Annotated in this window: 17 protein-coding genes and 2 pseudogenes; 15 read left to right on the top strand and 4 right to left on the bottom strand. The window is 59.4% G+C overall.

Annotated elements, in window-relative coordinates:
• Positions 1-189 precede the first annotated feature (189 nt).
• The 6 genes and pseudogenes from FJV83_RS17830 to FJV83_RS37005 all read left to right on the top strand — a co-directional run.
• Positions 190-1,185: an ABC transporter permease gene (locus FJV83_RS17830; protein WP_095775734.1), complete on the top strand. Its 996-nt coding sequence runs from the start codon at positions 190-192 to the stop codon at positions 1,183-1,185.
• A gap of 14 nt (positions 1,186-1,199) precedes the next feature.
• Positions 1,200-2,021 (top strand): ABC transporter permease, encoded by an 822-nt coding sequence (locus FJV83_RS17825; protein ID WP_095775733.1) that lies wholly within the window; start codon positions 1,200-1,202, stop codon positions 2,019-2,021.
• Between the two features lie 490 nt (positions 2,022-2,511).
• Positions 2,512-3,528, top strand: a complete 1,017-nt coding sequence (locus FJV83_RS17820; protein WP_095775732.1) for a dipeptidase — start codon at positions 2,512-2,514, stop codon at positions 3,526-3,528.
• A gap of 173 nt (positions 3,529-3,701) precedes the next feature.
• Positions 3,702-5,258, top strand: coding sequence for an ABC transporter substrate-binding protein (locus FJV83_RS17815; RefSeq protein WP_142886639.1), 1,557 nt, complete (start codon positions 3,702-3,704; stop codon positions 5,256-5,258).
• A gap of 180 nt (positions 5,259-5,438) precedes the next feature.
• On the top strand, positions 5,439-6,803 hold the full coding sequence (locus FJV83_RS17810) for a serine hydrolase domain-containing protein (RefSeq protein ID WP_095775730.1): 1,365 nt from the start codon (positions 5,439-5,441) through the stop codon (positions 6,801-6,803).
• Positions 6,804-6,854: 51 nt separating this feature from the next.
• Positions 6,855-7,180: pseudogene (locus FJV83_RS37005) on the top strand (aldehyde dehydrogenase); the annotation flags it as partial.
• Between the two features lie 141 nt (positions 7,181-7,321).
• Here FJV83_RS37005 and pmtA read toward each other — a convergent pair.
• From pmtA to panB, 3 genes are all read right to left on the bottom strand, one after another.
• Positions 7,322-7,918: a phospholipid N-methyltransferase PmtA gene (pmtA, locus tag FJV83_RS17800; protein ID WP_095775729.1), complete on the bottom strand. Its 597-nt coding sequence runs from the start codon at positions 7,916-7,918 to the stop codon at positions 7,322-7,324.
• Between the two features lie 75 nt (positions 7,919-7,993).
• Positions 7,994-8,884 carry a pantoate--beta-alanine ligase gene (gene panC / locus FJV83_RS17795; protein WP_095775728.1) on the bottom strand — a complete coding sequence of 297 codons (891 nt, stop codon included), beginning with the start codon at positions 8,882-8,884 and terminating at the stop codon, positions 7,994-7,996.
• Positions 8,881-9,726: a 3-methyl-2-oxobutanoate hydroxymethyltransferase gene (panB, locus tag FJV83_RS17790; protein WP_095775727.1), complete on the bottom strand. Its 846-nt coding sequence runs from the start codon at positions 9,724-9,726 to the stop codon at positions 8,881-8,883. The genes panC and panB overlap by 4 nt, the downstream gene beginning before the upstream one ends.
• A gap of 234 nt (positions 9,727-9,960) precedes the next feature.
• Here panB and FJV83_RS37000 point away from each other — a divergent pair.
• The 3 genes and pseudogenes from FJV83_RS37000 to FJV83_RS17770 all read left to right on the top strand — a co-directional run.
• Positions 9,961-10,144, top strand: a pseudogene (locus tag FJV83_RS37000) (MFS transporter); the annotation flags it as partial.
• 326 nt (positions 10,145-10,470) lie between these two features.
• On the top strand, positions 10,471-10,971 hold the full coding sequence (locus FJV83_RS17780) for a YdcF family protein (protein WP_095775726.1): 501 nt from the start codon (positions 10,471-10,473) through the stop codon (positions 10,969-10,971).
• Positions 10,972-11,813: 842 nt separating this feature from the next.
• Positions 11,814-12,554 carry a hypothetical protein gene (locus FJV83_RS17770; protein WP_095804221.1) on the top strand — a complete coding sequence of 247 codons (741 nt, stop codon included), beginning with the start codon at positions 11,814-11,816 and terminating at the stop codon, positions 12,552-12,554.
• A 90-nt stretch (positions 12,555-12,644) separates the two neighbouring features.
• Here the strand turns inward: FJV83_RS17770 and FJV83_RS37715 are convergent, their stop codons facing one another.
• Positions 12,645-13,436: a PAN domain-containing protein gene (locus FJV83_RS37715; protein ID WP_348628979.1), complete on the bottom strand. Its 792-nt coding sequence runs from the start codon at positions 13,434-13,436 to the stop codon at positions 12,645-12,647.
• A gap of 444 nt (positions 13,437-13,880) precedes the next feature.
• Between FJV83_RS37715 and FJV83_RS17765 the strand changes: the two genes are divergently transcribed.
• Genes FJV83_RS17765 through FJV83_RS17740 form a run of 6 tightly spaced genes read left to right on the top strand, consistent with a single transcriptional unit; the run spans position 13,881 to position 23,692 of the window.
• Positions 13,881-14,816, top strand: a complete 936-nt coding sequence (locus FJV83_RS17765; protein ID WP_095775724.1) for a hypothetical protein — start codon at positions 13,881-13,883, stop codon at positions 14,814-14,816.
• On the top strand, positions 14,813-16,054 hold the full coding sequence (locus tag FJV83_RS17760) for a hypothetical protein (protein WP_095804222.1): 1,242 nt from the start codon (positions 14,813-14,815) through the stop codon (positions 16,052-16,054). The genes FJV83_RS17765 and FJV83_RS17760 overlap by 4 nt, the downstream gene beginning before the upstream one ends.
• A gap of 37 nt (positions 16,055-16,091) precedes the next feature.
• Positions 16,092-19,217, top strand: coding sequence for a virulence factor SrfB (locus FJV83_RS17755; protein WP_095775722.1), 3,126 nt, complete (start codon positions 16,092-16,094; stop codon positions 19,215-19,217).
• Between the two features lie 10 nt (positions 19,218-19,227).
• Complete coding sequence (locus tag FJV83_RS17750) at positions 19,228-21,930, top strand: virulence factor SrfC family protein (protein ID WP_095775721.1); 2,703 nt, start codon at positions 19,228-19,230, stop codon at positions 21,928-21,930.
• Positions 21,927-22,886, top strand: a complete 960-nt coding sequence (locus FJV83_RS17745) for a hypothetical protein (protein ID WP_095775720.1) — start codon at positions 21,927-21,929, stop codon at positions 22,884-22,886. The genes FJV83_RS17750 and FJV83_RS17745 overlap by 4 nt, the downstream gene beginning before the upstream one ends.
• Positions 22,886-23,692: a PAN domain-containing protein gene (locus FJV83_RS17740; protein ID WP_095775719.1), complete on the top strand. Its 807-nt coding sequence runs from the start codon at positions 22,886-22,888 to the stop codon at positions 23,690-23,692. Before FJV83_RS17745 ends, FJV83_RS17740 begins: the two co-directional genes overlap by 1 nt.
• Positions 23,693-23,739: the final 47 nt, after the last annotated feature.

Genomic DNA, 23,739 nt, shown 5'->3' with positions numbered 1-23,739 from the left:
TTATCTCATGGTGATGCATCCTTATTACGTTGAAGCCATGTCAGAAAAATTGACGCTATGTGAGGTATCCCTTCGGAGAAAATGCAAAGAATACACAAAACAGCTGGTTTACTACATAGAGCCAGCAGGGAACGGCGCGAGTGCGCTTAATATAACCTCCGCGTGGAGAAACTAGGGGAGGGCACGCGAATGAAGGCATTCCCAGCATTTACGGCACAACGGTCAGGTAACCTGTCGGTCGTTTCTATCATCGTTCAACGAATAGCGACGGGTCTACTAACTTTGTGGGTCGTTTCATTATTGATATTTGCTAGCACCGAAATCCTTCCGGGAGATGTTGCCAGCGCCATCCTCGGACAGCATAGAACTCCAGAGGCCGAACTTGCCCTGCGGCATGAGTTGGGTTTAGATCGCCCCGCGCCAGTGCGCTATGTTGAATGGCTTTCCCGCTTCGTCCAGGGAGATATCGGCAGGTCGCTGATCAACAAGCGGGACATGGGCCCGGAAATCCGTGAGCGGTTTGGGAACACTATGTTCCTCGCTGGCATCGCGGCATGCATCGCCGTTCCTTTGTCAATATTGTTTGGTTTGATTGCCGCGGTACGTCAGAACGGTTTGTTTGATCGCGTAATTAGCATGTTTACGCTTTTCACCGTATCAGTGCCCGAGTTCTTCGTGGGTTACGTTCTGATTATCGTATTTGCTGTCAAACTCGGTCTAGTGCCAAGTCTGTCGATGGTCGATAGTGACATGGCACTCGGTGCTCGTCTTCAAGCCGTCACCCTTCCCGTCGCCACACTCGTGCTTGTCGTGCTCGCTCACATGATGAGGCAGACGCGGGCTGCTGTCATTGGGGTATTGTCCAGTCCTTTTATCGAGATGGCAATTCTCAAGGGCATCCCATGGTGGCGTATTGTCCTGGAGCATGCGCTGCCAAATGCCCTCGCCCCGATAATCAATGTGGTTGCGATCGCGCTTGCTTGGCTAATTGTCGGCGTCGTGGTGGTGGACATCGTGTTCGTCTATCCGGGCATGGGCCAACTTATGGTCGATGCGGTGTCCAACAGAGATATTCCTGTCGTTCAAACATGCGGATTGATCTTCGCGAGCGTCTACGTCGGGTTCAATATGATCGCTGACATGTTGGCGGTGATAAGCAACCCGCGTCTTCGTCATCCGCGTTGAAGGGATTAAGCAAAATGAGAATTTTTGGGCGTCAAATTCCGGCCGGCGCGATCTTAGGAGCAGCCATCGTCTTCATTAACATATTGGCAGTTTTATTGGCACCAACCATCGCTCCTTCTGGCGAAGCTGATATGGTTGGCGCGGTGTGGGCACCGCCGAGTAGCGAGTATTGGCTTGGACTAGACAACCTTGGCCGGGACATCTTTTCGCGTTTGTTGTTCGGAGGCCGAACAACAATCGTACTAGCTCTGGTTATCACGCTTCTGTCGTGTTCGATCGGTGTGGCGACCGGCTTCGCAGCAGCGGTGAAAGGGGGGTGGGTCGACACGGTGCTGAGTCGTTCGGTTGACGCCCTTTTGGCGATACCCGGGCTGATCTTTTCGCTTGTGATACTCTCCGTTTTTGGAAGCTCGGTTCCGGTATTGATCATTACCATCGCTGTTCTTAGTTTCCCTGGTGTTTTCCGGGTTAGTCGCGCAGTTGCCCTTGGTATCGCCGCCATGGATTATGTGGAGGTGGCCCGGCTTCGCGGTGAGCGTCTTCCTTGGATCATGCGAAGTGAGATCCTGCCCAATGCTATGCCTTCACTGATGGCAGAGTTTGGCCTACGGTTCTGCTTTGCATTGCTTTTTGTCGCTGCGCTTAGCTTTCTCGGTCTAGGTATCCAACCTCCCTATGCCGACTGGGGCGGAATGGTCCGCGACAATGCCCAAGCAATCAATTTTGGCAGCCTCGCTCCTCTGATTCCGGCGTTTGCCATCGCGCAGCTAACCATCGGGGTAAACTTGGTTGTTGATGGCTTCCTTCCGAGCCACGGACGAACTCGAGGCGATTGAGTTGACTCTCGGCGCCTATTTCAAAGATCGATATCGAGCACTTTTATCTATCGGGGTCCCAGGTCAAAGTCCTGCGGACCCATGAGTTCAGATTCTTTGACCAGCGACTGCAGCCCCCGAACGGCGATCGCTCACAGGTAGGCCGGTTCACCGCAGAAAGTCGACTGTGTTGCGTTCTCGAGCAAGCTAATCCTCCTTCGTTGGCCGAGATCGCACTCATGTCGAGGTGGGTGCCCAATCTTAGTCGTGCAACGCACGCTCACTAGCCGTTGATAAACTTCCAGAACAATAAGTACGCAGTTCATCCAAGCATTTCGTCCGCAGACGTCAATGCCAGGCTGCCCCGCCTTCCAACAAGCGCCAAACAAATCGGACCCCCTACGATCACGTCTCGGGGCTACTGTATCCAATCTACAAACGCTTGACTATTGGATCCCAACAAGGTACCGTGAATGATGCCACTAAGGGTTTAAGCAGCAGAGGCAACACATTGGACGCAGCAGAAATTCACCGCGATTCCATAATCATCGACGCGGTGGCGCCGCTTCTCGACCGGAAGAATTATGTAGACGCCTATATCTCCGGTAGCGCTACGTGTGTAGCTCCGACGATTGCAAGCGGCACTGACACGCCTGAATTCGCGTTAAAGGCTATTGGCCGATGGCTAAGATTTATTCGCTCGCGACAGGATCTCAGGCTGGTTCTTAAAGCTTCGGACATCGAGGAAGCAAAGCGCGACGGCCAGATGGGCATACTGTTCCATTTTCAGGGCACTGGCCCTTTCAAAACGGATCTTGACCTCACTGAAGCTTTCCAAGCCCTGGGCGTGCGAATGGTGCAACTGACGTACAACAGGAAAGATTACGTTGGGGATGGGTGCGAGGAAGAATTTGATGGAGGGCTTAGTAAATTTGGCAAGAATCTTATTCGGCGCTTAAACGAGAACAAGATAATCGTCGACTGCACTCACACCGGCTATAGAACAACTATGGATGCGCTTTCACTAACAACGCAACCGGCCGTTTTCTCTCACTCAAATTCAGCCTCAATTTTCCCGAGCAGGCGAAACATACAGGATGACCAGGCACGAGCTGCCGCAGCGACAGGCGGGTTGGTTGGCGTGACGGCCGTTCCGCAGTTTGTCGTGCCCGCCAATGGTGGGCCAGCGCGGCCATCACTTGACGATCTGATCGCCCATATTGACCACTTCGTCTCACTGGTAGGGACCGATCACGTAGCCTTGGGGCTGGACTACTGGTGGGGCACGCTTCCTTTCTCGGATATCAGCACCGTTATTCGTGAATGGGAGTATTATGTTGGAATTGGCGATTGGGATCCGGAGGCCTATCCGCGCCCGCCGCATTACAACCCGCCCGAAATCGACACGCCCGAAATGCTCCTAGGCCTGACTAAAGGGCTCCTTAGACGCGGGTACACGGAAGACCACGTCCGCAAGGTGCTCGGCCTGAACTGGCTTCGCGTGTTCCGAGAGGTCTGGGGTGAATGAACCTGGGCTGGATGAAAGCGGTGGATTCAACTCAAGCCCGTCTAGGGTAATTGAGCGTCGCGAGCGTCATTTTTCGCTACGAGCGCGATTGGGCCAGACAGGTCTACGGATCAAGAAAAAGCACCGTCCTCAGTCGGTCAAAAGTTGAAACCGTAGAGCAGAAGGGGAATGAAATGGTCGATAATTCTAGCGCATACAACAACCTCACCAGGCGGCGGTTTTTGCATTCGAGCGCAGCTTTGGGTGCAGGGGCGGCGCTTGCAACGTCTGTGCTGCCCACGTTTGCTGCTGCCCAGACGCCCACCAGAGGAGGTAAACTCGTGGTGGGCGTAAAAGGCGGCTCGACCGGCGATCCATTAGATCCGCTGCTTATTCCATCGCAGGCTGCTGCTTACGTAACTTATCAATATGCAAACTGGCTTGTCGAGCGCAGTGTCAACAATGAGTTGAAAGGGGATCTCGCCGAAAGCTGGGAGCCAAGCGAGGGTGGCAAGAAGTGGACGATCAAGCTCAAGCAAGGCGTCAAGTTCCACAACGGCAAAGACATGACCTCAGAAGATGTTGCTTACTCGCTTAACCGCCACCGCGGGACCGACTCAAAGTCACCTGCTCGGCCTTTGATGAAGCAGTGGGACGACGTCAAAGCGGATGGACCACATCAAATTGTAATTTCCCTGAAGGAGCCGGATGTTGGTCTGCCCTATCTGCTCACCTTTATCCATCTGGTTATCCAACCCAAGGATGAAGATCCGAATAAGGGTATTGGCACCGGACCCTTTGTGCTCGAGAAGGCTGAGCCAGGCAAGCGATACACATTTAAGAGGAACCCAGCTTACTTCAAGCCAGATACTGTCTGGTTCGATGAGTTGGAAGTCCTGATCATCAACGATGACACTGCACGTATTTCTGCCCTCCTTTCGGGAAGCGTGCACATCAGCACAGAAGTAACGCCGAATTTGGTGGCTCAGATAAAGAACGCTCCCAATTTTAATATCGTGAGTTCAGCAAATTCCAAGTTCTACTATCTCACGATGCTGATTGATCAGCCACCATTTGATAATCCTGACTTACGGTTGGCTCTAAAGTACGCTGTTGACCGTGAGATGATTCTGAAGGGTGTCTTGGCCGGATACGGCGAGATTGGCAATGATCATCCGGTCAATTCCGCTTATCCGCTGCATCCTACTGATATTCCGCAGCACAACTACGACGTCGACAAGGCCAAATACCACTATCAGAGGTCTGCAAATAGCGCACCGATTGTTCTCCATACAGCGGAAATATTTCCCGGCGCCGTCGACATGTCGGTAATGTTCCAACAGAGCGCCGCCAAAGCCGGCATTCCCATCGAACTGAAGAGAGAGCCGGTTGATGGTTGGTGGGATAACGTATACTTGAAAGCTCCCTTCCAAGTCTCCTATTGGGGCAGTCTAACAACCGAAGACCAGGCCTTATCGCTGCCATTTGCGAGCGACGCGCCTTGGAATGATTCGCATTGGCGCAAGTCCGAATTTGACGATCTGCTCACTCGAGCGAGGGGCGAACCAAACGAACAGTCGCGGAAATCTTTATATCGTGACGCATGTTTGCAGATACACGATAATGGCGGCCATATCACCGTCATGTTCCCTCAAGATATTCAAGCGATTTCAAGCAAGGTGAAGGGGTTTGTCGGCTACCCATTTGGCGAAAACGCTCAGAACACGCAGCACTGCTGGTTTGGATCTTAGGATTTAACAGAGCGAAAGCCACCCGGTGTCGGATTGGCGAGTCTTCGCCAGTTTGGAGCTAAAAGGCTGATCGCAAGCTCAATAGCTGTACCTTCCCCACACGCGGCCGCGTGGGCCGTCACTAGTGCGCAGTGGTCGGCCAAGAGGCAGAGAATACCCAACGCAGCGAGAGAATTATAAATGACTTTGAACAAACAAAGCACGCCTGTGATGGCGTCCCATCGGCTCGACCCCGCGCTTCTCGATCAGGCGCGTGTGGAGATGCAGCGCGATGGCGTCCCAGGAATTGCGCTCGGCATCTATCATAACGGCCACGCAGCGACCGCTGGTCTGGGCGTCACGAACTTGGTGCACCCGCAGCCTGTCGATGGCGAAACGCTCTTTCAAATAGCATCAATCACGAAGACCTTCACCGCCACAGCGATTTTGCAACTGGTTGACCAGGGGCGTCTCAATCTGGATGACCCGGTCCGCGTCCATCTCCCCCAGTTCACGGTTGCAGACCCAGATGTCTCTGCATCCGTCACCATACGTCACTGTTTGACCCACTGCTCAGGCTGGGAGGGAGACTTTTACGAAGATCCAGGGTGGGGGGACGACGCTCTTGCCGCAATGGTCGACCGAATGCGCAAACTAGTTCAGGTAACGCCCCTCGGAAAGATCTGGTCGTATAACAATGCAGGCTTCTACGTGCTCGGGCGAATACTTGAGGTGCTGCATGGACGGACTTTCGAGGTTCTGCTCAATGACACTCTGCTTTCGCCTCTCGGCCTCCACGGAACCTGCTTCTTCGCCCACGAGCTCATCCATCGCAACTTTGCCGTCGGACACGCGGAACTCCAGGGGCGGACAGTAATTGCGACGCCGTGGGTGATGCCCCGATGCGGCAACCCAATAGGCGGGCTCATCGCAAGTGCAGAGCACCTCATGCTCTATGCGCGGTTCCAATTGGAAGGCGCGTCAGTGCTCAGCGATGCCATGCGATTGGCCGCCTTCTCGCCAGCCGGTCCTTCAAGCGACGTCCCAGAGATTGGACTTGGCTGGTGGCTCGACGACAATTTCGGAGAGCGCGTTGTCAGCCATGGTGGAGGTGCCAACGGCCAGCCGTGCTTTTTCGCGATGGTTCCCTCGCGAAGGTTCGCCATCGCCGTACTGACGAATGGTGAAAATGGCTCCACCACAGCGCAGCAACTGCTTTCGTGGGCAATGCGCACCTACTTCGGCCTTGCCGTGCCCGTTTCGCGCAGCCAGCGGCACCCGATTAGCGACGATTGGGTGGGAAGTTACGAGACTTGCCTGGAAAGACATGCGTTACGGCGCGAAGGCGAAGGGCTCGTCTACGATCAAAGCACAATCAAGGAATGGCTAGAGGGTCTAGACCCACTCCCTGGTCCAGAGATTGGCACACCGGTCCAGGCAATTGGTCCGGATACGATGCACATCGCCCCCGGCGAGCGCACACAGTGCGTTGGAACCGTCTTGCGTGATGAAAGCGGCGAGGCCCGTTGGCTGCGCATCAAGGGTCGCGCTGCGCTGCGCAAGTAAACCAGAACGCGTTGCGCTGATCCTTGCGCGCTTCGCCGGGCTGTCGGCCATCTGGAAGGGCAGCTGACATTTCTGTCCATGCCGACACCAGTGGTTACGCGGTTGCTGGTGGACTGATGCCGCTTCTTGAACGGAGAGCAGGTCGTCTCATAGTCAACGGGTTTGGGACGGGGGTAGAGGTGAGCCACGCAATGGTTCACAGGGAACCATTTCCCGCCACATCGGACGTCCGAACTACTTCAGTCGGTAGTCTTGCGATCGCGCGCTTCCTACGACCAGCCAGCCATCAGAATTTCCCAGCAGACCTGCTCCCGGCAGCGGCCGCGGTGGTTTCGCTGTCTGTTGTCCTCAGGGCGAAGCGCGTAGCAGGTGAGTGAGCACCTGCCGATGCGAAAAGGCATAGCGGGCTCCGCGAAACGGTGGCGGCTATAAAAGCGCAATAGATGCGAATTTCGTCACGACCACCGCCTGTCCTGACGATTTTGCGAACGGCCCGCCGTCCTCGCGCGTCCCGCGGCTCAGACTGCTCGTCGGTAAGTCCACAGCTGTGCGGGCGGGATGTTGCGGACGACGAAATCATAGTGAGACACGACATAGCGGTCGGGCATTTTGATCACCGGCGACAAAGGTCCGTAGGTGATCTGAATCACCGGTCTGCCAGCGGGTATGCGGGCCAGCAGATCCTCGAGCAGGCCAACACGCTGTTCCATCGGAAAGCTCAACAGCGGCACCGCACTTATCACACAGTCAAACTGCTCCCCGCGCCGTTCGGCCAGCACTTCTCCAAGCGCAAACGCATCGCCCAATCGAAAATCCACGCCCGGAAAAGCTCGCGTCAGGCGCTGATAGAAATCCTTGGAATATTCGACCGAAACCAGCTGATGCGGCTTGATGCCTCTTTCCAGGATTGCCTTGGTGATGACGCCAGTTCCCGCGCCAAGTTCAAGAACCGGCAATCCGGATGCCGGATTGATGACGCTTGCCATACGACGCCCGGCATGAACGGACGTTGGCATCAGCGCGCCCACTCGCTTCTTGTCCTTCTGCCAGCCCTTGAAGAATTGCACTTCTTCTTCAAACTTTCTGGCGAGGCGCTCCTTCAATCGAAAGACCATATCCACTCCCTGCTACGGCTATTTGTCTGGGTCATGTTGACGACGCACGTTTGTCCAAGCCTTGCGGCTGCTCAATCATGCGGCATTGGCTGCCGCGAGCAGCTCGCCTTTGCGCCGCCCGGGCAGAACTCCGACGTTATCGATAAGCCGCGTTCCGCCGAGCCAGGCAGCGACGATCAGGCGGGCCGGTCGGTCCGCGGCGGATAGTGGCGACAAGTCATGGTCTGCTCGTAGCTCGAGATACTCGACTTCGTCGTAACCGGCAGCGAGGATCGCTTGCCTGGCCTCGGCAAGCACAAGCCCCGCCGGCGATCCCGCCGACAGCCGCTCGGCCGAAGCCGAGAGGACTTCGGCGAGCTTTGGCGCTGCCAGGCGCTGTGCGGTCGAGAGCCTGACATTGCGCGACGACATCGCCAGGCCGTCGGCTTCACGCACCGTTGGACAGGCTATTATCTCGATCGGAATGTCGAGATCGCGGACGAGCCGGCGAACGACGTGCAGTTGCTGGAAATCCTTCTCGCCGAAGAAAGCGAGATCGGCACGCGTCTGGAGAAAGAGCTTGGCGACGACGGTTGCCACGCCGTCGAAATGGCCGGGTCGAAACGAACCGCACAGGCCCTCGCTCACCCCGCCCACCGAGATCGTAGTGGCGAAACCTTCCGGATACATGTCCGCCGCGTTCGGCGCGTAGAGCAGATGGGCGCCGAGCGGCGCGAGCCTGGCGGCATCGTCATGCTCAGTGCGCGGGTAGGCCGCGAGATCGGCCACGCTGTTGAACTGTTTCGGGTTGACGAACAGCGTCACGATAACCCGGTCGGCCTTGGCAAGCGCGGCACGCACCAGGCTCAGATGGCCTTCATGCAAACCACCCATAGTCGGCACGACAGCGACCTTCAGGCCATTCTGACGCCATCCGGCCACAGCCATGCGCAATTCGGCGACGGTTCGTGCGATCGGAATGCTCATGCGCCTTCTCCACCATTGACCGTCCTTGTCGCATCGCCGAAGACATGCTCGTCCGCTGGAAAGCTGCGGTCGCGCACTTCCTGCGCGTAAGCCGCGATCGCCGCCTCGGCGATCTCACCGAGTTCGGCATAGCGCTTGACGAATTTGGGCCGGAAGTCGCCGAAGATGCCCAACATGTCGTCGACGACGAGAATCTGCCCGTCACAGGCCGCCGAGGCGCCGATACCGATCGTCGGGATCGCTACCTCTGCGGTGATCCGGCGGGCGAGCGCCTCCGGGACCTTCTCCAGCACCACCGCGAATGCCCCCGCTTCGCTCACGGCATGCGCGTCGGCCCCCACGCGCTCCGCATCACCGCCCCTGCCCTGGACGCGGTAGCCGCCGAAGGTATTGACCGCCTGCGGCGTCAAGCCGACATGGCCCATGACAGGGATGCCGCGTGCAACCAGGAAGCGGATCGTCTCCGCCATTGCCTCGCCACCTTCGAGCTTGACCGCCGCGCAGCCGGTTTCCACCATGACACGTGCAGCATTGCGGAAGGCCTGCTCGGGGCTTTCCTCGTAGGAGCCGAACGGCATGTCGACGATCATCAGCACCTGCTCGAGGCCGCGGCGCACGGCCTGACCGTGCATGACCATCATCTCAAGCGTCACGCCCAGCGTCGACGGCAAGCCGTGAAGCACCATGCCGACGCTGTCGCCAACGAGAACAATGTCACAATGCCGATCAACGAGCTTTGCAATCGGCGTGGTATAGGCTGTCAGGCAGACAAGCGGAGTGCCACCCTTCCGGGAACGAATATCGGGCGGTGTGATCGCCCTGGTGTTAGCAACCGCACTCAACGAGGCTCCTTCCCCAACGTTACCAACCATAGGGGCTGCGTTTGGCACATTTTTGTGCAGGTGCGAAGAGCTAAATTCGCAATTGCGAGTGTGTGACGCGCCGCCATTCATCGTCAGAATCAATCAAATCGGTTTAGCTGCCTCCGCAGCATATCACTCTGCCAACCCAGTTACGGGATCATGGCCATCGGCAAAGCCAACTAGGAAGGGAGAATATCGCGGAATTTCTGAGACATGCGCGAAAGGCGGCGTGTTCAGAGCCGTGCCGGTGCGCGGGGACTGGACCCTCCAGCGCGACCTTCAGAAGCTGACTCTTTGGACCGAGACATTCCGCACGCCGACATGGACGGACTATCTTCGTCTAAACCATCGACTAACGGTGACTGACCGGGAGGTAGGCGAGCGTCTTGCCGCTCTGCAGGTTTGTGGTTGTCCTTCTTATCTCGCGCTTTCGATCGAGCGGTCGACAAATCCTGCCCCCCGGCAGCCAAGTCCAGCCTGTGCCCTTTGTATCGCCCGTGAGGCGACCGGTAACTTTTGTGGGGGGTGGACACGGGTTGAGACCTGCGCAGTCCATCGCCGTTGCTTTGTTTGGAGGTCAACGCCCGCTTCCGGCTGACGAAGCTCGGTTTACCCCATTTGCATTGTTAGAATGCCGTTGTACCCGTGGAAGGCAGTGTGCAATCCGTGGCCGCGGACGCCACGGTATCCATGGTCTCAAGCGAGTAGCCCCAGGAGTTGGGAATGGTCAGCGCAACAGCTTTGGAACTTGCCAAGGTACTTTGGGAATACAACTACTGCTCAAATCCCCCTCAGGACGCGGACGTCCTTATTGTGATGGGAACGAATGATCTATCAGTTCCGCGCTATGCCGCAGAGATTGCAATTAGGCATGCGTACCGATGGATCGTCGTCAGTGGCGGTGTCCGTCACTCAGTAGCTTTGCATGGGGAAAGCTTTGGAGGGACAGAAGCGGACGTGTTCGCGCGGATCATGTCCGAACGCGGCACCCATTCCACTAGAATAATGCTCGAAAATGCGGCAAAAAACACAGGCGCAAACATACTTGAGAGTAAGCTACTGCTCGAACAGAATAATGCTGCTGTCCGAACAGGGCAGTTGGTTCACACACCCACCATGCAACGTCGCGCTTGCGACGGCTCAGAAGCAATGGCCATCGGTTTCATGGAGCATCAGTTGCAGCCCAACGACCTTCGAGGACTACACGAAAAGCCTCAATCTTGAAAAGTTCATCAAAGGGTTGGTGGGCGACACCTACCGTATCTGGCACTATCCTTCCATCGGCTATCAGGTCGAACAGCTAATGCCGGTAAGAGTGAGGAAGAGCCTCCGTCGCCTGATTGAAATGGGCATGACCAACCCCTTCCCTGGCGGCTTTTGTAAAGACGAACTTTAATCATTTTCCATTTTTTAGGAGAAGTGCCCATGGTTCCGGCAAAAAACGCATGGTACATCGCGGCAATCGCAACCTTATTCGGCTTGTCGAACCGCCTTGCAAACGTCACCAGGATACGCCCAGCCCCGAGATCTACAGCATGGGACGCGGCGGCTAAGGACGCCGGAGGTCATGGAGCGGAGAAAGCGTGAGTTCGCACCGCTTTGTTCAGCGGTGGCCCCCCGCCGTCGCAGCGCCTGTCGCCGACGTTCCACACTGCCATTTATGCGACTTTCTGAGAACAAAAAGAGATCATGTAATGCCAATGGCACGTCATGGTTCTGGCAAAGCTGCACCAGTGTGGTCTGCTGGCTTTGTTTCGACGATTTTGCGGTGACGACCGCGGAAATTCAGTGCGCGTTGATGCCAGCTGTTGCGCCGATAGGCATTGAAGCCTCTGAGCACGCCTTCATTACGTCCAGCAAACCCTTGCGGAACAAAGGATTAGGATCGCGCTGCCCCAAAGACGCCGCAGCAATCAAACCTGGCTGTGGGCAGAGAAGTATAATGTTCATTGAACATTTTAGTGACGATCGTTCTCAGAGACGACTGAGGGTTTATACATTTGGTCAAGTACCGGTTGAAGCCTCAATGAATGAATGCCATCAGTGGGCTTTTTGGGGAGCGACCTATGAGACGACTTGCGGCAAGCGTATTGATTTCCATAGCTGCGGCCAGCGGGGGCCAGGCCGCCTGTTACGATATCTCGAAAGGGCAGCCGTCGCGGCTGAGCGGCGATCTCCATCGACGAATACTTCCCGGGCCGCCGAACTATAAAGACGTGCAGACAGGAGACCAGCCCGAGCCGACTTACTTACTGGAGCTGGATGCCGACATTTGCCTTGAGGGCGAGGGCTTTGCTGATTCCGCATCCAGCTTCCGCGAGGTTCACGTCGTGCCGGTCGGCGGCATGGAGGGCGCCATGGCATCATTGATCGGACGCCGCGTGACTGTCGGCATCGTTGATCGATGGGCTCCAAAAAACGCAAATCGCCGAGCCCCGCTGATGGCCATTGTAGGGAGCATCGCGCCTGAAGAGGACATCACTGAACAGCCCGGCACCGCAGCGACCGTTGTGCGGGCGTTTTACCTGGCCCTCGGCACTGGGGACGGCAAGGAGGCGGCGCGGTTTGTAGTCCCTGAAAAGAGCGCCAGGGGTCCTCTCTCCGCCGCGGCCCTGAGTGGTTTCTACGGAGGGATGCAGGCGCCCCTTAAGCTTCTCGGCATCGAAGCGAAGGCAGATGACTTGTTCTTCGTCAGCTATGCGTTCAGGAAGGGTGCCACAGCATGTTCTGGCCGCGCGGAAGTGACGACCGTGAACGAGGGCGGCAAGGACTACATCAAAGGCATTAAGGCGCTCGACGGCTGCTGATACGATCGCACGGCTAGAACTGGGCAATTGAGAGGCTTACGCGCAGACATCAACGCCTAGCTGCTGCGCCCGATAGAGTAGCCGGGAAATTCACTCGTGGCCAAGCCATATGTCGATGCGGTATCGGTCGGAACCTTGCATGGGCAATAGACCGTCCGCCCGTGTTCCCACTCCGGCAGGACGAAGGAGCGGACGCATCTCCTCTAGCGCCGCTCCGATTCTCCACTCCTCGGCGCCCGGCGAGGCATACCCGACGGCCTTGGGTACGAGCGCACATTGCGGTGTGGTACTCCTGTCAAACTGTTCAATCCTGCCCGGAATGAGCCGCAATGACTCAAAAACAAATCCGTTGATAGAACTGCGAAGTGAATCCGCTTCCACCGGGGCTCCGCTGCAGACATTGATATACACCCAGCCTATCGGCCTGGGGTCGCCGGGAATCGATCGATAACTCACCTTGCGGCCACTGATGTTCGGCGGCGCCGCGCGTGAAACTTTTGGCTGGGCGGCGGAAGGCGTTGCGGGCGGGTTTGAGGGAGGACGATACCCAATGATCAGATTCCGCGTAGCTGCTGTCGACGCCCGGCTTTCGCCGGCGGAGCTGACCCCTGCCAAAAGCCGACAACTGTTGTCGGCGGACGAGTGATCAAAACCTACGCAGCCCGAACGCGAGGTGCAAAGGGATCGACATGCCTGCAGGGGTGCGATGACCTGCGCGCTGACAACCCCGTTCAGTGAGGTCCCGGGATAGTCGAAGAACACTGCCGTGGTCTGCGCGCCGATTGGTTGGATGCCAACCAGAACGACGAGAGCTGCCAGAGACGAGCCAGCGGCTCTAAGTAGGAGCTCTCGGTATCCGCAGAAAAAAAGATGCGCAAACATGTTTCCCGTGTCACTATTATTCTGTTTCAAGCGGGTCTTGACCGACAAGTCAGCGCGGTTGGCTGACTTTGACGTCATGACTGGCGAGGAGGAAGGCGAGTTAGACGGCTAGCCAGAAACCTCATGACAGATCGCGATCTTTCCCGTTGCCCCATTTTCTTTTGACGTTGGCAATGCCCCTGTTGCGCTCGGCAAATTCGGCCCGGCGCGACCGTAATCCTCCAGTTTTTGCATTTCCACCCCAAATGGGGGATGTGCAATGCCAGAATGCAATTCAACTAGAATTGGCGCTAAGATGGGAAATAGGCTGCGGTCCGCTACAGGTTAAGCATCTGAGTCGAATCTACTTGAGCGCTCGTTGACACTGCGTTTCTTTCCGTCGAAGTATGCCGGAGGGGACGCCGCATAGTTAACGATTTCTTGCGGCAAGGGGAAGGTGCTTAAATGGCTCGAGGGGGCAACGTCCACTTCGTTCGCTCAACGTCGGCGCTTTCCGGCGACGTGTTGGCCGTCGCCGGAAAGCCGATGTGGCGGGACTGCGAAACGACGTTCGCCCGGATAGACGAACTGTGCGGTGACAATGCGTCCCGGCTGTTCGCCGAACCGAACGCCAAGGAGCAGGAGGGCGGGCGCCTGGCAGTGGCGTGGTTCAGCAGCTTTGACGACGAGCCGAAGCAGCTGAGCGAACTCGACCGAGGAAAGCGCGCCAGGGTCGAATCGATTTTGGTGGCGCGGATCGACGCGCTGCGTCCGGCGCTGGCAGACCGGGAAATCGGCGAAACGGTTGGCGCGATGCTCAACGTCGCGGACGAAGCCTCGATCGTCGCCGTCGGCGAGAACGCCGTGCTCACGAATTGGGGGGTGCTGCCAGAGGAAGCCCGCTCCTCCCGCGCCGCATTCGTGCGGCACTGCGAGAAGACAATTGGCCCCTACCTTCCAAGCGGCATCTCTCCCTGGGTGCCGGGGCAGTCCTGGGCCGCCGTCGGAGGTTTCGCCACCGCCGGACTGTCTCCCCCGCGGCGCGTGATTGTTCCCGAACCCACCGCAGCGTCCGCCCAAGAGGCTCACCCAGCGGCCTCGGCAAGACATAGGCAGGCTTGGCTTTGGCCCATAGCTGCCCTTTCTCTAGTTTTCGCCGCCAGCCTGATCTACGCGGCTTGGCCTGGCAACCTCGTTTATCCGATGGCGCTTCCGCCGCGGACGGCAGCTCCCGTGAACAGCGATGAGGTCAACCGCATCATTGAAGAGCGGATCGCTAAAATGAATGCCGAGCTCACGAAGACTGGATGCGAGACAGATTCTTCTATTCTTGGTCCACTCCTCGACGACGGAAGCGGTGGACCCGCCGCCCCGGCGCCAGCCGGAGGCCCGGCCCAATGAGCCAGTTCGTTGCCACCACGACCCTCAGCCTGATGCGATCCCTCGGATCGACCGCGGAGCGCTCGGTCCATAGGCTTCAAGCCGTGCTCGGGCGGGAATTCCCCGGAGGCATTGGGCTTGAGCTGGCCGAACCAGTGCCACGCAAGGACGGCTCGGGGATCGACTGGTATACCGAACGGGACGAGACGCTTGTCCGCCTGACAGACCTCCCGCCCGAAACGGCGTCCGTCTACAAGGCGCGGCTGGACCAATCCGTCCGATCAGTTCTCCGTGCGGCCGCCGCGCACGAGGCTCGCACCGACCCGGCGGCCCGGTCGACGGCTACCGCGCTGCGCAACGCGGTGACATTCCCCGACGACGAGAACGTGTGGGTCTCCGGCGATTCCGACGGGGGCGACGGAGTGCTCGTCCTCACTGCATGGGGTTATGAAAAACATGACGCGGAGACCAGCGGCCGGGGGCAGATTGCTGCGGTCGCCCGGGACCGGCCGCCGACGCCCGTTCCGGATGCAGTGGTGGAGCGGCCCGTGCTGCCCGCCGGTCCTTCCCGGTGGCGGCCGATCGCCCGCTGGCTGCTTTGGCTTGTTCCCATAGCGCTCGCGGGGGCGACCGCGTGGCTGCTGCTGCCCGCCTGCGGCTTGGTCCTTCCTTTCGGCGTAACGGCATTCGGAAAGGGCGGGGGCGCGTATTGCGCACTTGTCGCGCCGGCGCCAGCCGTCGATCAAGCCAGCCTGCGAACGCAGGAGCTAATTTCTGAGGCCACTGTGATCGAGGGGCGGCTGCGCCAGCATATGAACTCGTGCCAGCAGGCCTCGCTAGATCAGGCGGCGATAGCCAAGAAGCGCGTCGACCGCGAGCAGGGACTGCACGGCAAGATGGAGGTAGCTCTCACTTGGAACAACCGCACGGATTTGGATCTTGCCGTGAAATGCCCCAGCGGGGAAATAGTGAAACGGCGACAACCCGCATGCGGCGGCACTCATGATATCGATATGAATGTCCCTGACCGAATGAGCAATGAGCCTATCGAACACATAAGGTGGGCGGACGATCCCCCGCCGGGCCACTACGAGGTTTTCGTAAACCTCTTCGACCGCCGGGATGACCCGTCGGTGCAAACCGACTTCACCGTCCTCCTGAAGAGGGGTGATTCCACTACCCCCCAGTCCGGTTCCCTGAGCGTAGTGAAAGCCAACGATGCTACGCAACTGAAGGTCATGGAGTTCGATATCCCATGACTACGGCAAGCCGAAACAAGCCTGACAGGACGACTCAATGCTGACCAACCTCGCCGATTTCAGCGATGGCTTCACGCTGGTGCCTGACAGTGGCATCCAGTTCGTCGAGTTCGGGTTCGACTTCGACGCTTCTCCGCGCCTGTCGAGGTCGTTCATCGAGCGGCTGTCGCCGGGCGAAACGGGTTCGGATGGAAAGACGCTGATCCGCCTGCTTCCGAACTGGAACGATGACGATCCTGACTCGGACCAGCCGCCCTACCCCCCGAAAGGCGACGACGTGGTGTACGACATCGCGAAATCGAGGGCGCTCGAGACCTTCCTCGACCGCTGGGTTCCGGTGCCGTTCTTCAAGATCGAACCCGGCAAAGACTCGCTGGGCAACGAAATATACGCGCAGGGCCCGACCGACTGGGTCCGGGTGAGGGTTACGGAGACGCGGAATGCCCACGGCGACCGCAAGGGAACGCACAGGGCGATCTTCGCGTTCGACAGCTCGCTCGCGCCCCGGAAGACGAACCGTCCCTACCTCGCTCCCTGTCCTGAGGACGCGATGCGGACCGAATCGTTCCGGTTCGTCAGCCAGCTCCCCGACGTCATCTCGTTCCTGTCGCACAAGGTCGACGTTCCCGGACAAGGGCCAGTGGACGCGCAGAAGTGGCTGGACGACTGGCTGAGGGACATCCTCTATTCCTTCAAGAAACTCCAGAGGAAGGGCAAGGAGCTGAGGCCCGAGGACTTTCCTTTCCAGTTCGAGCACCTCGCCCGGTACATAACTTTCGTTCAGTTTCTCGCCAGCGTGATTAAGCCCGTTCGCGTCACCCTCATCGATACGGTTAGCGACAACAGGAACGTCCATCCGGTCGATGTCGACCTGGTGCTCGACATCGGTAACTCGCGGTCGTGCGGCCTTCTGATCCAGTCGTTTCCCGACGACGTGAACGTCGATCTCAACAACTCCGTCGTCCTGGAGCTGCGCGACCTCTCCAAGCCTGAACTCGTCTATCGCGATCCCTTCGAAAGCCAGTGCGAGCTGGTGGCAGGGGAATTCGGCGCGGAAGACATAGCGAGGCGGTCGGGCCGCCCCCGGGCGTTCTTCTGGCCAAGCCTGCTCCGCATCGGTCCCGAAGCCTCGCGCCTGCGCGGAGAGTCCGAAGGCACCGAGGCCGCCACGGGGCTTTCTTCGCCGAAGCGGTACCTATGGAGTTCCGATCCGGTTCTCCAGGAGTGGAAGTTCCGTTCGGCTTCGGCGGGGCATGCGGGAACCGAGCCGCTGATCGAGCGCTCCATGTACCGCTTCATAAACGACCGCGGCGACGTCCTCGAGCAACTCGAGAGCGACAGGCGCCAGTTCAAGCTGAAAGTCAAAGAGAGCGAACTGCAGACGGCGAGCCGCTTCTGTTTCTCGAGGTCGTCCTTCTTCACCTTCATGCTCGTCGAAATCATCGCGCAGGCGATGTCGATGATGAACAACCCCGGCACCCGCCGGGAAAGGAGGTTGAAAGACTCTCCGCGCCGCCTGCGGAGGATCATCCTGACGATCCCGTCGGCGACCCCGATCCAGGAACAGCGCATTCTCCGGTCGCGCGCCGAAGCCGCGGTGAAGCTCCTCTGGTCCCTGTCGGGATGGGGCGACAGCGACAGTGGCATAAACAGCCAGCGCCCCGAAATCCACTGTTCATGGGACGAGGCGAGTTCGGTTCATCTCGTCTATCTCTACGGCGAGGCCGTGCACAAGCTGGGCGGGTCGATCAGGACGCTGTTCGACATGCTCGGCAAGGACAGGGAGAGGCCGAAAACGCTCCCGCCCTCCAAGGGCAAGGAGAAGCTGGAGCGGTCCCTGCGCGTCGCCAGCGTCGACGTGGGCGGCGGCACCACCGACCTTATGGTTACGACCTACTTCCAAACGGACAATGTCGCCCTGTTCCCCGACCAGAATTTCCGGGAGGGGTTCCGCATCGCGGGCGACGACCTTCTCAAGGTGGTCATCGAGCGGCTTGTCATACCGAGGCTGGAGGAAGGGCTCGCCCAAGCGGGCCTTCCGAACGCGCGGAACTATCTCAAGGACCGCTTCGCCGGCGACAACCCGAACATGTCGGAGCAGGAAAAGCACCTGCGCCGCCAGTTCGTGCTGCAGGTCCTGCAGCCGATCGCCATCGCGGTCCTGTCCGAATGCGAAGCCATGCCGGCGACGAGCCGTAAGACGGAAATCCGAAAGGCTGGCAGCTTCTTCGAAACCACGGGAAGGACGACGGCCGGAGGCGACATTCCGGTGGACGCGCGCATCCTCGGATATCTCAAGGACAGCATAGGCGCGCTCGGGGCCGGAGAGTTCACGATCGCCGACTGCGACGTAGCGGTCGACCCGCTTGCCGTCGAAGAGTGCGTTCTGTCGATCTTCGACACCGTCTTCGACAACATCGCGGAAGCGATCAACCATCTGGACGCGGACGTGGTGCTCCTGACCGGGCGGCCGATGCGGCTGCCGCAGATGATAAGCCTGTTCATGAACAAGATGTCTGTCCTGCCTGACCGCGTCATTCCGATCAAGGACTACCGGGTCGGCACGTGGTATCCGTTCCGGGGCGTCAGCAACACGCACATCGACGACCCGAAGACGACCGCGGTCGTGGGAGCCATGCTGTGCGCGCTCGCGGAGCGGCAGATCACCAACTTCACCCTCTACTCCCAGTATCTCCGGATGAAGTCGACGGCCCGGTACATCGGGCGGCTTCAGGGCAGCTCAGCGCTTCCGGACGAGACCCTGCTTTTCTCTGACATCGACCTCGACGCCGCCACGGCGGAAGCCGAGGCCGAGTTCGACTACCACAGCCCGCTGCGCATTGGCTTCAGGCAGCTTCCGCTGGAGCGCTGGGTGGCGACGCCGCTCTACAAGCTGACGACCGCTCAGACGCGGTCGGCGCGGAGCGTGCGAAAGCCGGTCCGCGTCACGATCGCGCGCAACGTGCAGGCGCCGGAAGACGACGAGGCGAACGAGATCGCGCTTCTTACGAGCGAGGCGACCCGCGAGGAATTCGTGATCCAGGACGCGGAGGACGCCGACGGCTCTCCGGTCAAGCGCATCATGGAGCTGAAGCTGGACACGCTCGCGGTCGAGGCGGGCGACGGTTACTGGCTCGACACCGGAATTATCTCCATCCAGTGAAAGCTGAAGCATGCGTAAAGAATTGAAGAAGACCTGCGACACGGCGCTGAAATCGGCGCAGGACGGTCTTGCCTGGATAGGAGCCGCCGCGAACGCGGAGCGGGTCGGCAGCACGCGCCTGATCGCCGAGCAACAGCTCAGGAAGTCCATAGTCGCCACCCGGAAGGCGATGCTGGCCATCGACCGCCCCATGTGCGTCGGGGTGTTCGGACCCAGCCAGGCTGGCAAGTCCTATTTGGTGTCGGTCCTGGCCCGCAACGGAAGCGCGCCCTTGATGGCCCGTTTCGGCGATCTCGGGCGTGAGGTCGACTTCATCCGGGAGATCAACCCCGGCGGCGACCGGGAGTCGACCGGGCTCGTCACCCGCTTTTCGGTCCGGGAAGAGCCAAGTCCTGCGGGCGCGCCCGTCGTGCTGAGGATGCTGAGCGAAACGGACGTGGCCAAGGTGCTGGGCAACAGCTTCTTTCTTGACGGGGACGCGAAGAAACGCGCGCCGCTGACTTCCGACGCCGTCCTGTCCGCTCTTGAACAAGCAAAAAGCCGGGCGAGGCCGCAGGCAGCTTCGGATGGCCTGACAGAGGAGGACGTGTGGGACCTTCAGGAGTATTTCGAGAAGCAGTTCGCAGGCCTGGCCAACATCGAAACGCTGGGGGCCTACTGGGAGGAAGCGGCCTTCCTTGCCTCCCGGCTCTCCATTGCCGACCGCGCCGACCTCTTTTCCGTGCTATGGGGCGGACTGCCGGAATTCACCGATCTCTACGTTGAACTCGTCACCGCCCTCGAAAGCCTCGGGTTCGCCAAGGACGCCTACTGTCCCGTGGAGGCGTTGGTTCCCCGGGAAAGCAGCATCATAGACGTAGAGACGCTGCGGGGGCTCGGAAAACCCGGCCAGGACGAGCTGCTGATAAGGCCAATGAAGGGATCGGCGGTTTCATTGCCGAGACCTGTGATCACCGCATTGGTGGCTGAACTGCGGATAGCGATATCGGAACAGCCATGGCCCTTCTTCGAGCATACTGACCTCTTGGATTTCCCGGGAGCCCGCAGCAGGCAGAAAGTCGACCTTCAGGCCTTCATCGAGGGCAACCCCGACGCGCTCAAGGAGCTCTTCGTCCGGGGCAAGGTCGCCTACCTATTCGACCGCTACGTGGCGGAGCAGGAACTTTCGAGCATGCTGCTCTGCATCAAGCCGTCGAACCAGGACGTGGCGACCCTTCCCGACATGATCGACGACTGGATCCGGACCTCGCACGGGGAGAGCCCGCTCGACCGCGCCCGGACCGAGACCGCGCTGTTCCTGGTGCTGACGATGTTCGACATGCACTTCAGCGAAAAGGCGGGCGAGGAGGGGCAGAGCCTGGCGGATCGTTTCAGCGCGCGCCTGGGCGCCTCGCTGACGCGCTTTTTCGGCAAGGCCCACAAGTGGCCGTTCGAATGGATGCCAGACAAGCCTTTCAACAACTCCTACTGGCTGCGCAACCCGAACTTCAAGGCAGAGTCCCTGATCAAGTACAAGGGCGGCACCGAGATCGAGATCCTGCCCGACAAGGTCGCGAAGGTCGCCGCCATGCGGGAGGCGTATCTTGAAGTCAGTGAAGTTCAGCAGCATTTCCGGGAGCCGGCCAAGGCCTTCGACGAGGCCCTTAGGCTGAACGATGGCGGCGTCAGCTATCTGGCGGAAAACCTCGCGGCCATCTGCCGCCCCGAGATCAAATACGGACAGATACGGGGCCGCGTCGGCAACATTGCCCACGATATCCGCCGCGTGCTCGCTCCGTATTTCATCGAGAGCGACATCAACAAGCGCATTGCCGAGCGCCGTGAGGTTTCCGACCAGATTCTCGCAAACCTCACCGAGATCTGGGAACGGGACCACTTCGGAACCGCCATGAAGATGCTGCAGATATCGCAGAACGGAATCTCCGAACACCTTCACATCGAATACGGCAACCGCCTCAAGCGCCAGAACGCGCCGGAGGAAGGTTCCGAAGGGCGAGCCGAAGCCGCGGCGAAAAAGCGCCCGACCCCGCCGCGCCCGGGAGCCCCTCCCTTGCCCGGCAAGAAGAAGGTGGCCGCAGCCGCGGTTTTCTCCGGGGGATCGGTTTCGCAGAAAGCCTTGCCTCGCGAGACCTATCTCGCCCGCTCGGCCATCAGGCATTGGACGGACAGCCTCTTCGTCCTCGCGAGAAACGACAATGCGCTGCAGGCCATTGGCCTCGGCCAGGAGTCCGCAAGCGAACTGGTAGCCGAACTGACTGCCGCGGCCCGGCGGTCGGGCCTCGAAGCACGCATAGCCGCGGATCTCGCCAAGCTATCGGGGAGTTCGGTCGAGAGGTCCGATGTCCTGCTCGAAAAGGCTGGCTTTCTCGCAACGAGCCACATCAACCGTTTCGTCAGCACGCTAGGCTTCGACGCGATGCCCGAGAATAAGCGGCCACTTGCTCCAGACGGCACTGAGAACGGCGAAGTCAGGGTGTTCGCGCGCCGTCCGAGCGTTTCCGACTGCGACGGCCTTGGCGTGGAGCGGCGGAACTTCTCCTACCTCGCGCTCTCGGAATGGATGTACGCCTTCCACCAGGCGGTCACCGACAACGTCCTCTCGGGCGAAGGGATCACCATCAACGTCGAGGAGAACGAGCGCCTGAGAGCCATCCTGGACGCGCTTGATGACTCGGCGCCGCTGCTTGCCACGCCCGCTGGGACGGTTCGATGAACAAGGTTGCCGTCAAAGTCAGCGAGGACGAGACACGCCTGTTCGGGCATGCCCTGATCACGTTCCCGCAGGAATTGGGCAGCTCCCAAAGGGTGCGGCTGTCGATCATGCGCAAGTCCAAGGACGCTCCCTATCTTGGCGGCGCCGGTTGGCAGGCGCGTCCGGCAACCGTAGATGCGGCGGTCGTCAGCCGCGGCGCTAATTCGGCCACGGTAGTTGTCGGACCCGAGGTCTGCGACCAGATTCCGGTCGACCTGCAGGTGAAGATCGAAGTCGAAGGCCATGACATAGAGGGGAGCGCTTTCTGGCCGCCGATCCCGCCCAGCCCGGGGGCTTGGTCACAGGAACTGACCCCTTTCAAGACAGCGTCCCCCCAAGCCATAGAGCGGGAGATGGAAGAGGCTGTCGAACAGGCCGTGGAGCTCCCTCGGGCGGCGGAGCCGCCGAAACCCCAGCCTGTGACCCCGCCGCCGAAGTCGAAGTGGCGGTTCCTGTACCTCCTGATCCCGCTGGCGCTGCTCGTGGCGGGCGGAGGGTACTACATCGCCGACAGCAGGGGCTGGTTCAACAAGCCCGAGCCTTTGCTCGCGCGTTTCGAGAGGCTGAAGCTGACGGACACCAACGGCGCTGAACTGTTCGCCCTGAGCGGCGAGGCATACCGGGAAGGCGACGGCGGAATTGGCTTGCAGGCGATTAATCTTGCGATGGAGCGGGGCAACAAGGACGCGAAACTCGAAATCGCGCGCTGGTACGATCCAGGTTCCTTTGACCCCGCCAAAGCCGATCGAGCCGACGCCAACAGGGCGGCCAGGGCCTATTTCGAGCTGTCGATAGAAGGCCAGACAGCGGCCAAGGAACTGCTCCGTTCCCTCTGCGCGAAGAGCGCGAGTTCGCCCCAGGATCCTGCGTTCAGCGGGTTCCTGAGGGACACTTACTGCGAGGGGACGCTGGAATAATGATCGAAAATAACAATGTCCGGCAAATGCGCCGCCTATGGAACCGTCAGAGGGACAAAAGCATGCTGAAGAGCAGCTTAGACAAGTATTTTCTCCCCTTCAGGGGGTACATGGCCGCTGTGGCTGCCACAATGCTGCTAGGCCTGACCCTGTCGGCGGTAGCACAGGAAAGCTCAACGGCCAACGAGCTTTTCAACTACCCGGACACCGTGCTGAACGGGATCGTCAGCGCCCAGTTTTCCAAGCCGATGGAAGAATGCCGGAAACTCTGCGAGGCGCGTTCCGGATGTCAGGGGTTTGACCACTCTCAAAAGGACGAGTGCCGCCTGTTCGCAAGCGTAGGAGCCGGACGCGTGAACGTGGGTTCGACCGCGGAAACGCGAAGCCTGCTTTCGAACTACACCGATCCAACAAATCCTCCGCTAGCCGCCAGGCTGGCGAAGCTCAAGGAGACGGACACGGACGGCCATGAGCTCTTCGCCCTGAGCAAGGAGGCTTTCAAGCGCGGAGACCGGAGCGTCGGGCTGCAGGCGATCAATCTCGCAATGCAGAGAGGCAATCAGGACGCGAAACTCGAAATGGCGAAATGGTACGATCCAAGGACTTTCGCCCCGGACCGCGTCGACGCGATCGACTCCAATAAGGCGGCGCGTTCGTATTTCGAGCTCGCGCTGGAGGGCAATGCGCAAGCCAACAACCTGCTGAGTTCGCTTTGCCTCGACGCCAGCGACACGGGTTCGAGCCACGCCAACGCATACGAGAATTTCCTTCGCACCACCTACTGCGAAGGATCGATCAGTCCTTGACCCGGCCGCGCTTTCGTATCGGTTTCACGGGCTGGGCAAGGGGGGAA

Source organism: Mesorhizobium sp. WSM4307, assembly GCF_007003945.1.
In the GTDB taxonomy this organism is placed as follows: Bacteria; Pseudomonadota; Alphaproteobacteria; order Rhizobiales; family Rhizobiaceae; genus Mesorhizobium.
The sequence above is the reverse complement of the archived record's forward strand: the minus strand, read 5'-3'. Positions and strand labels throughout refer to the sequence as shown.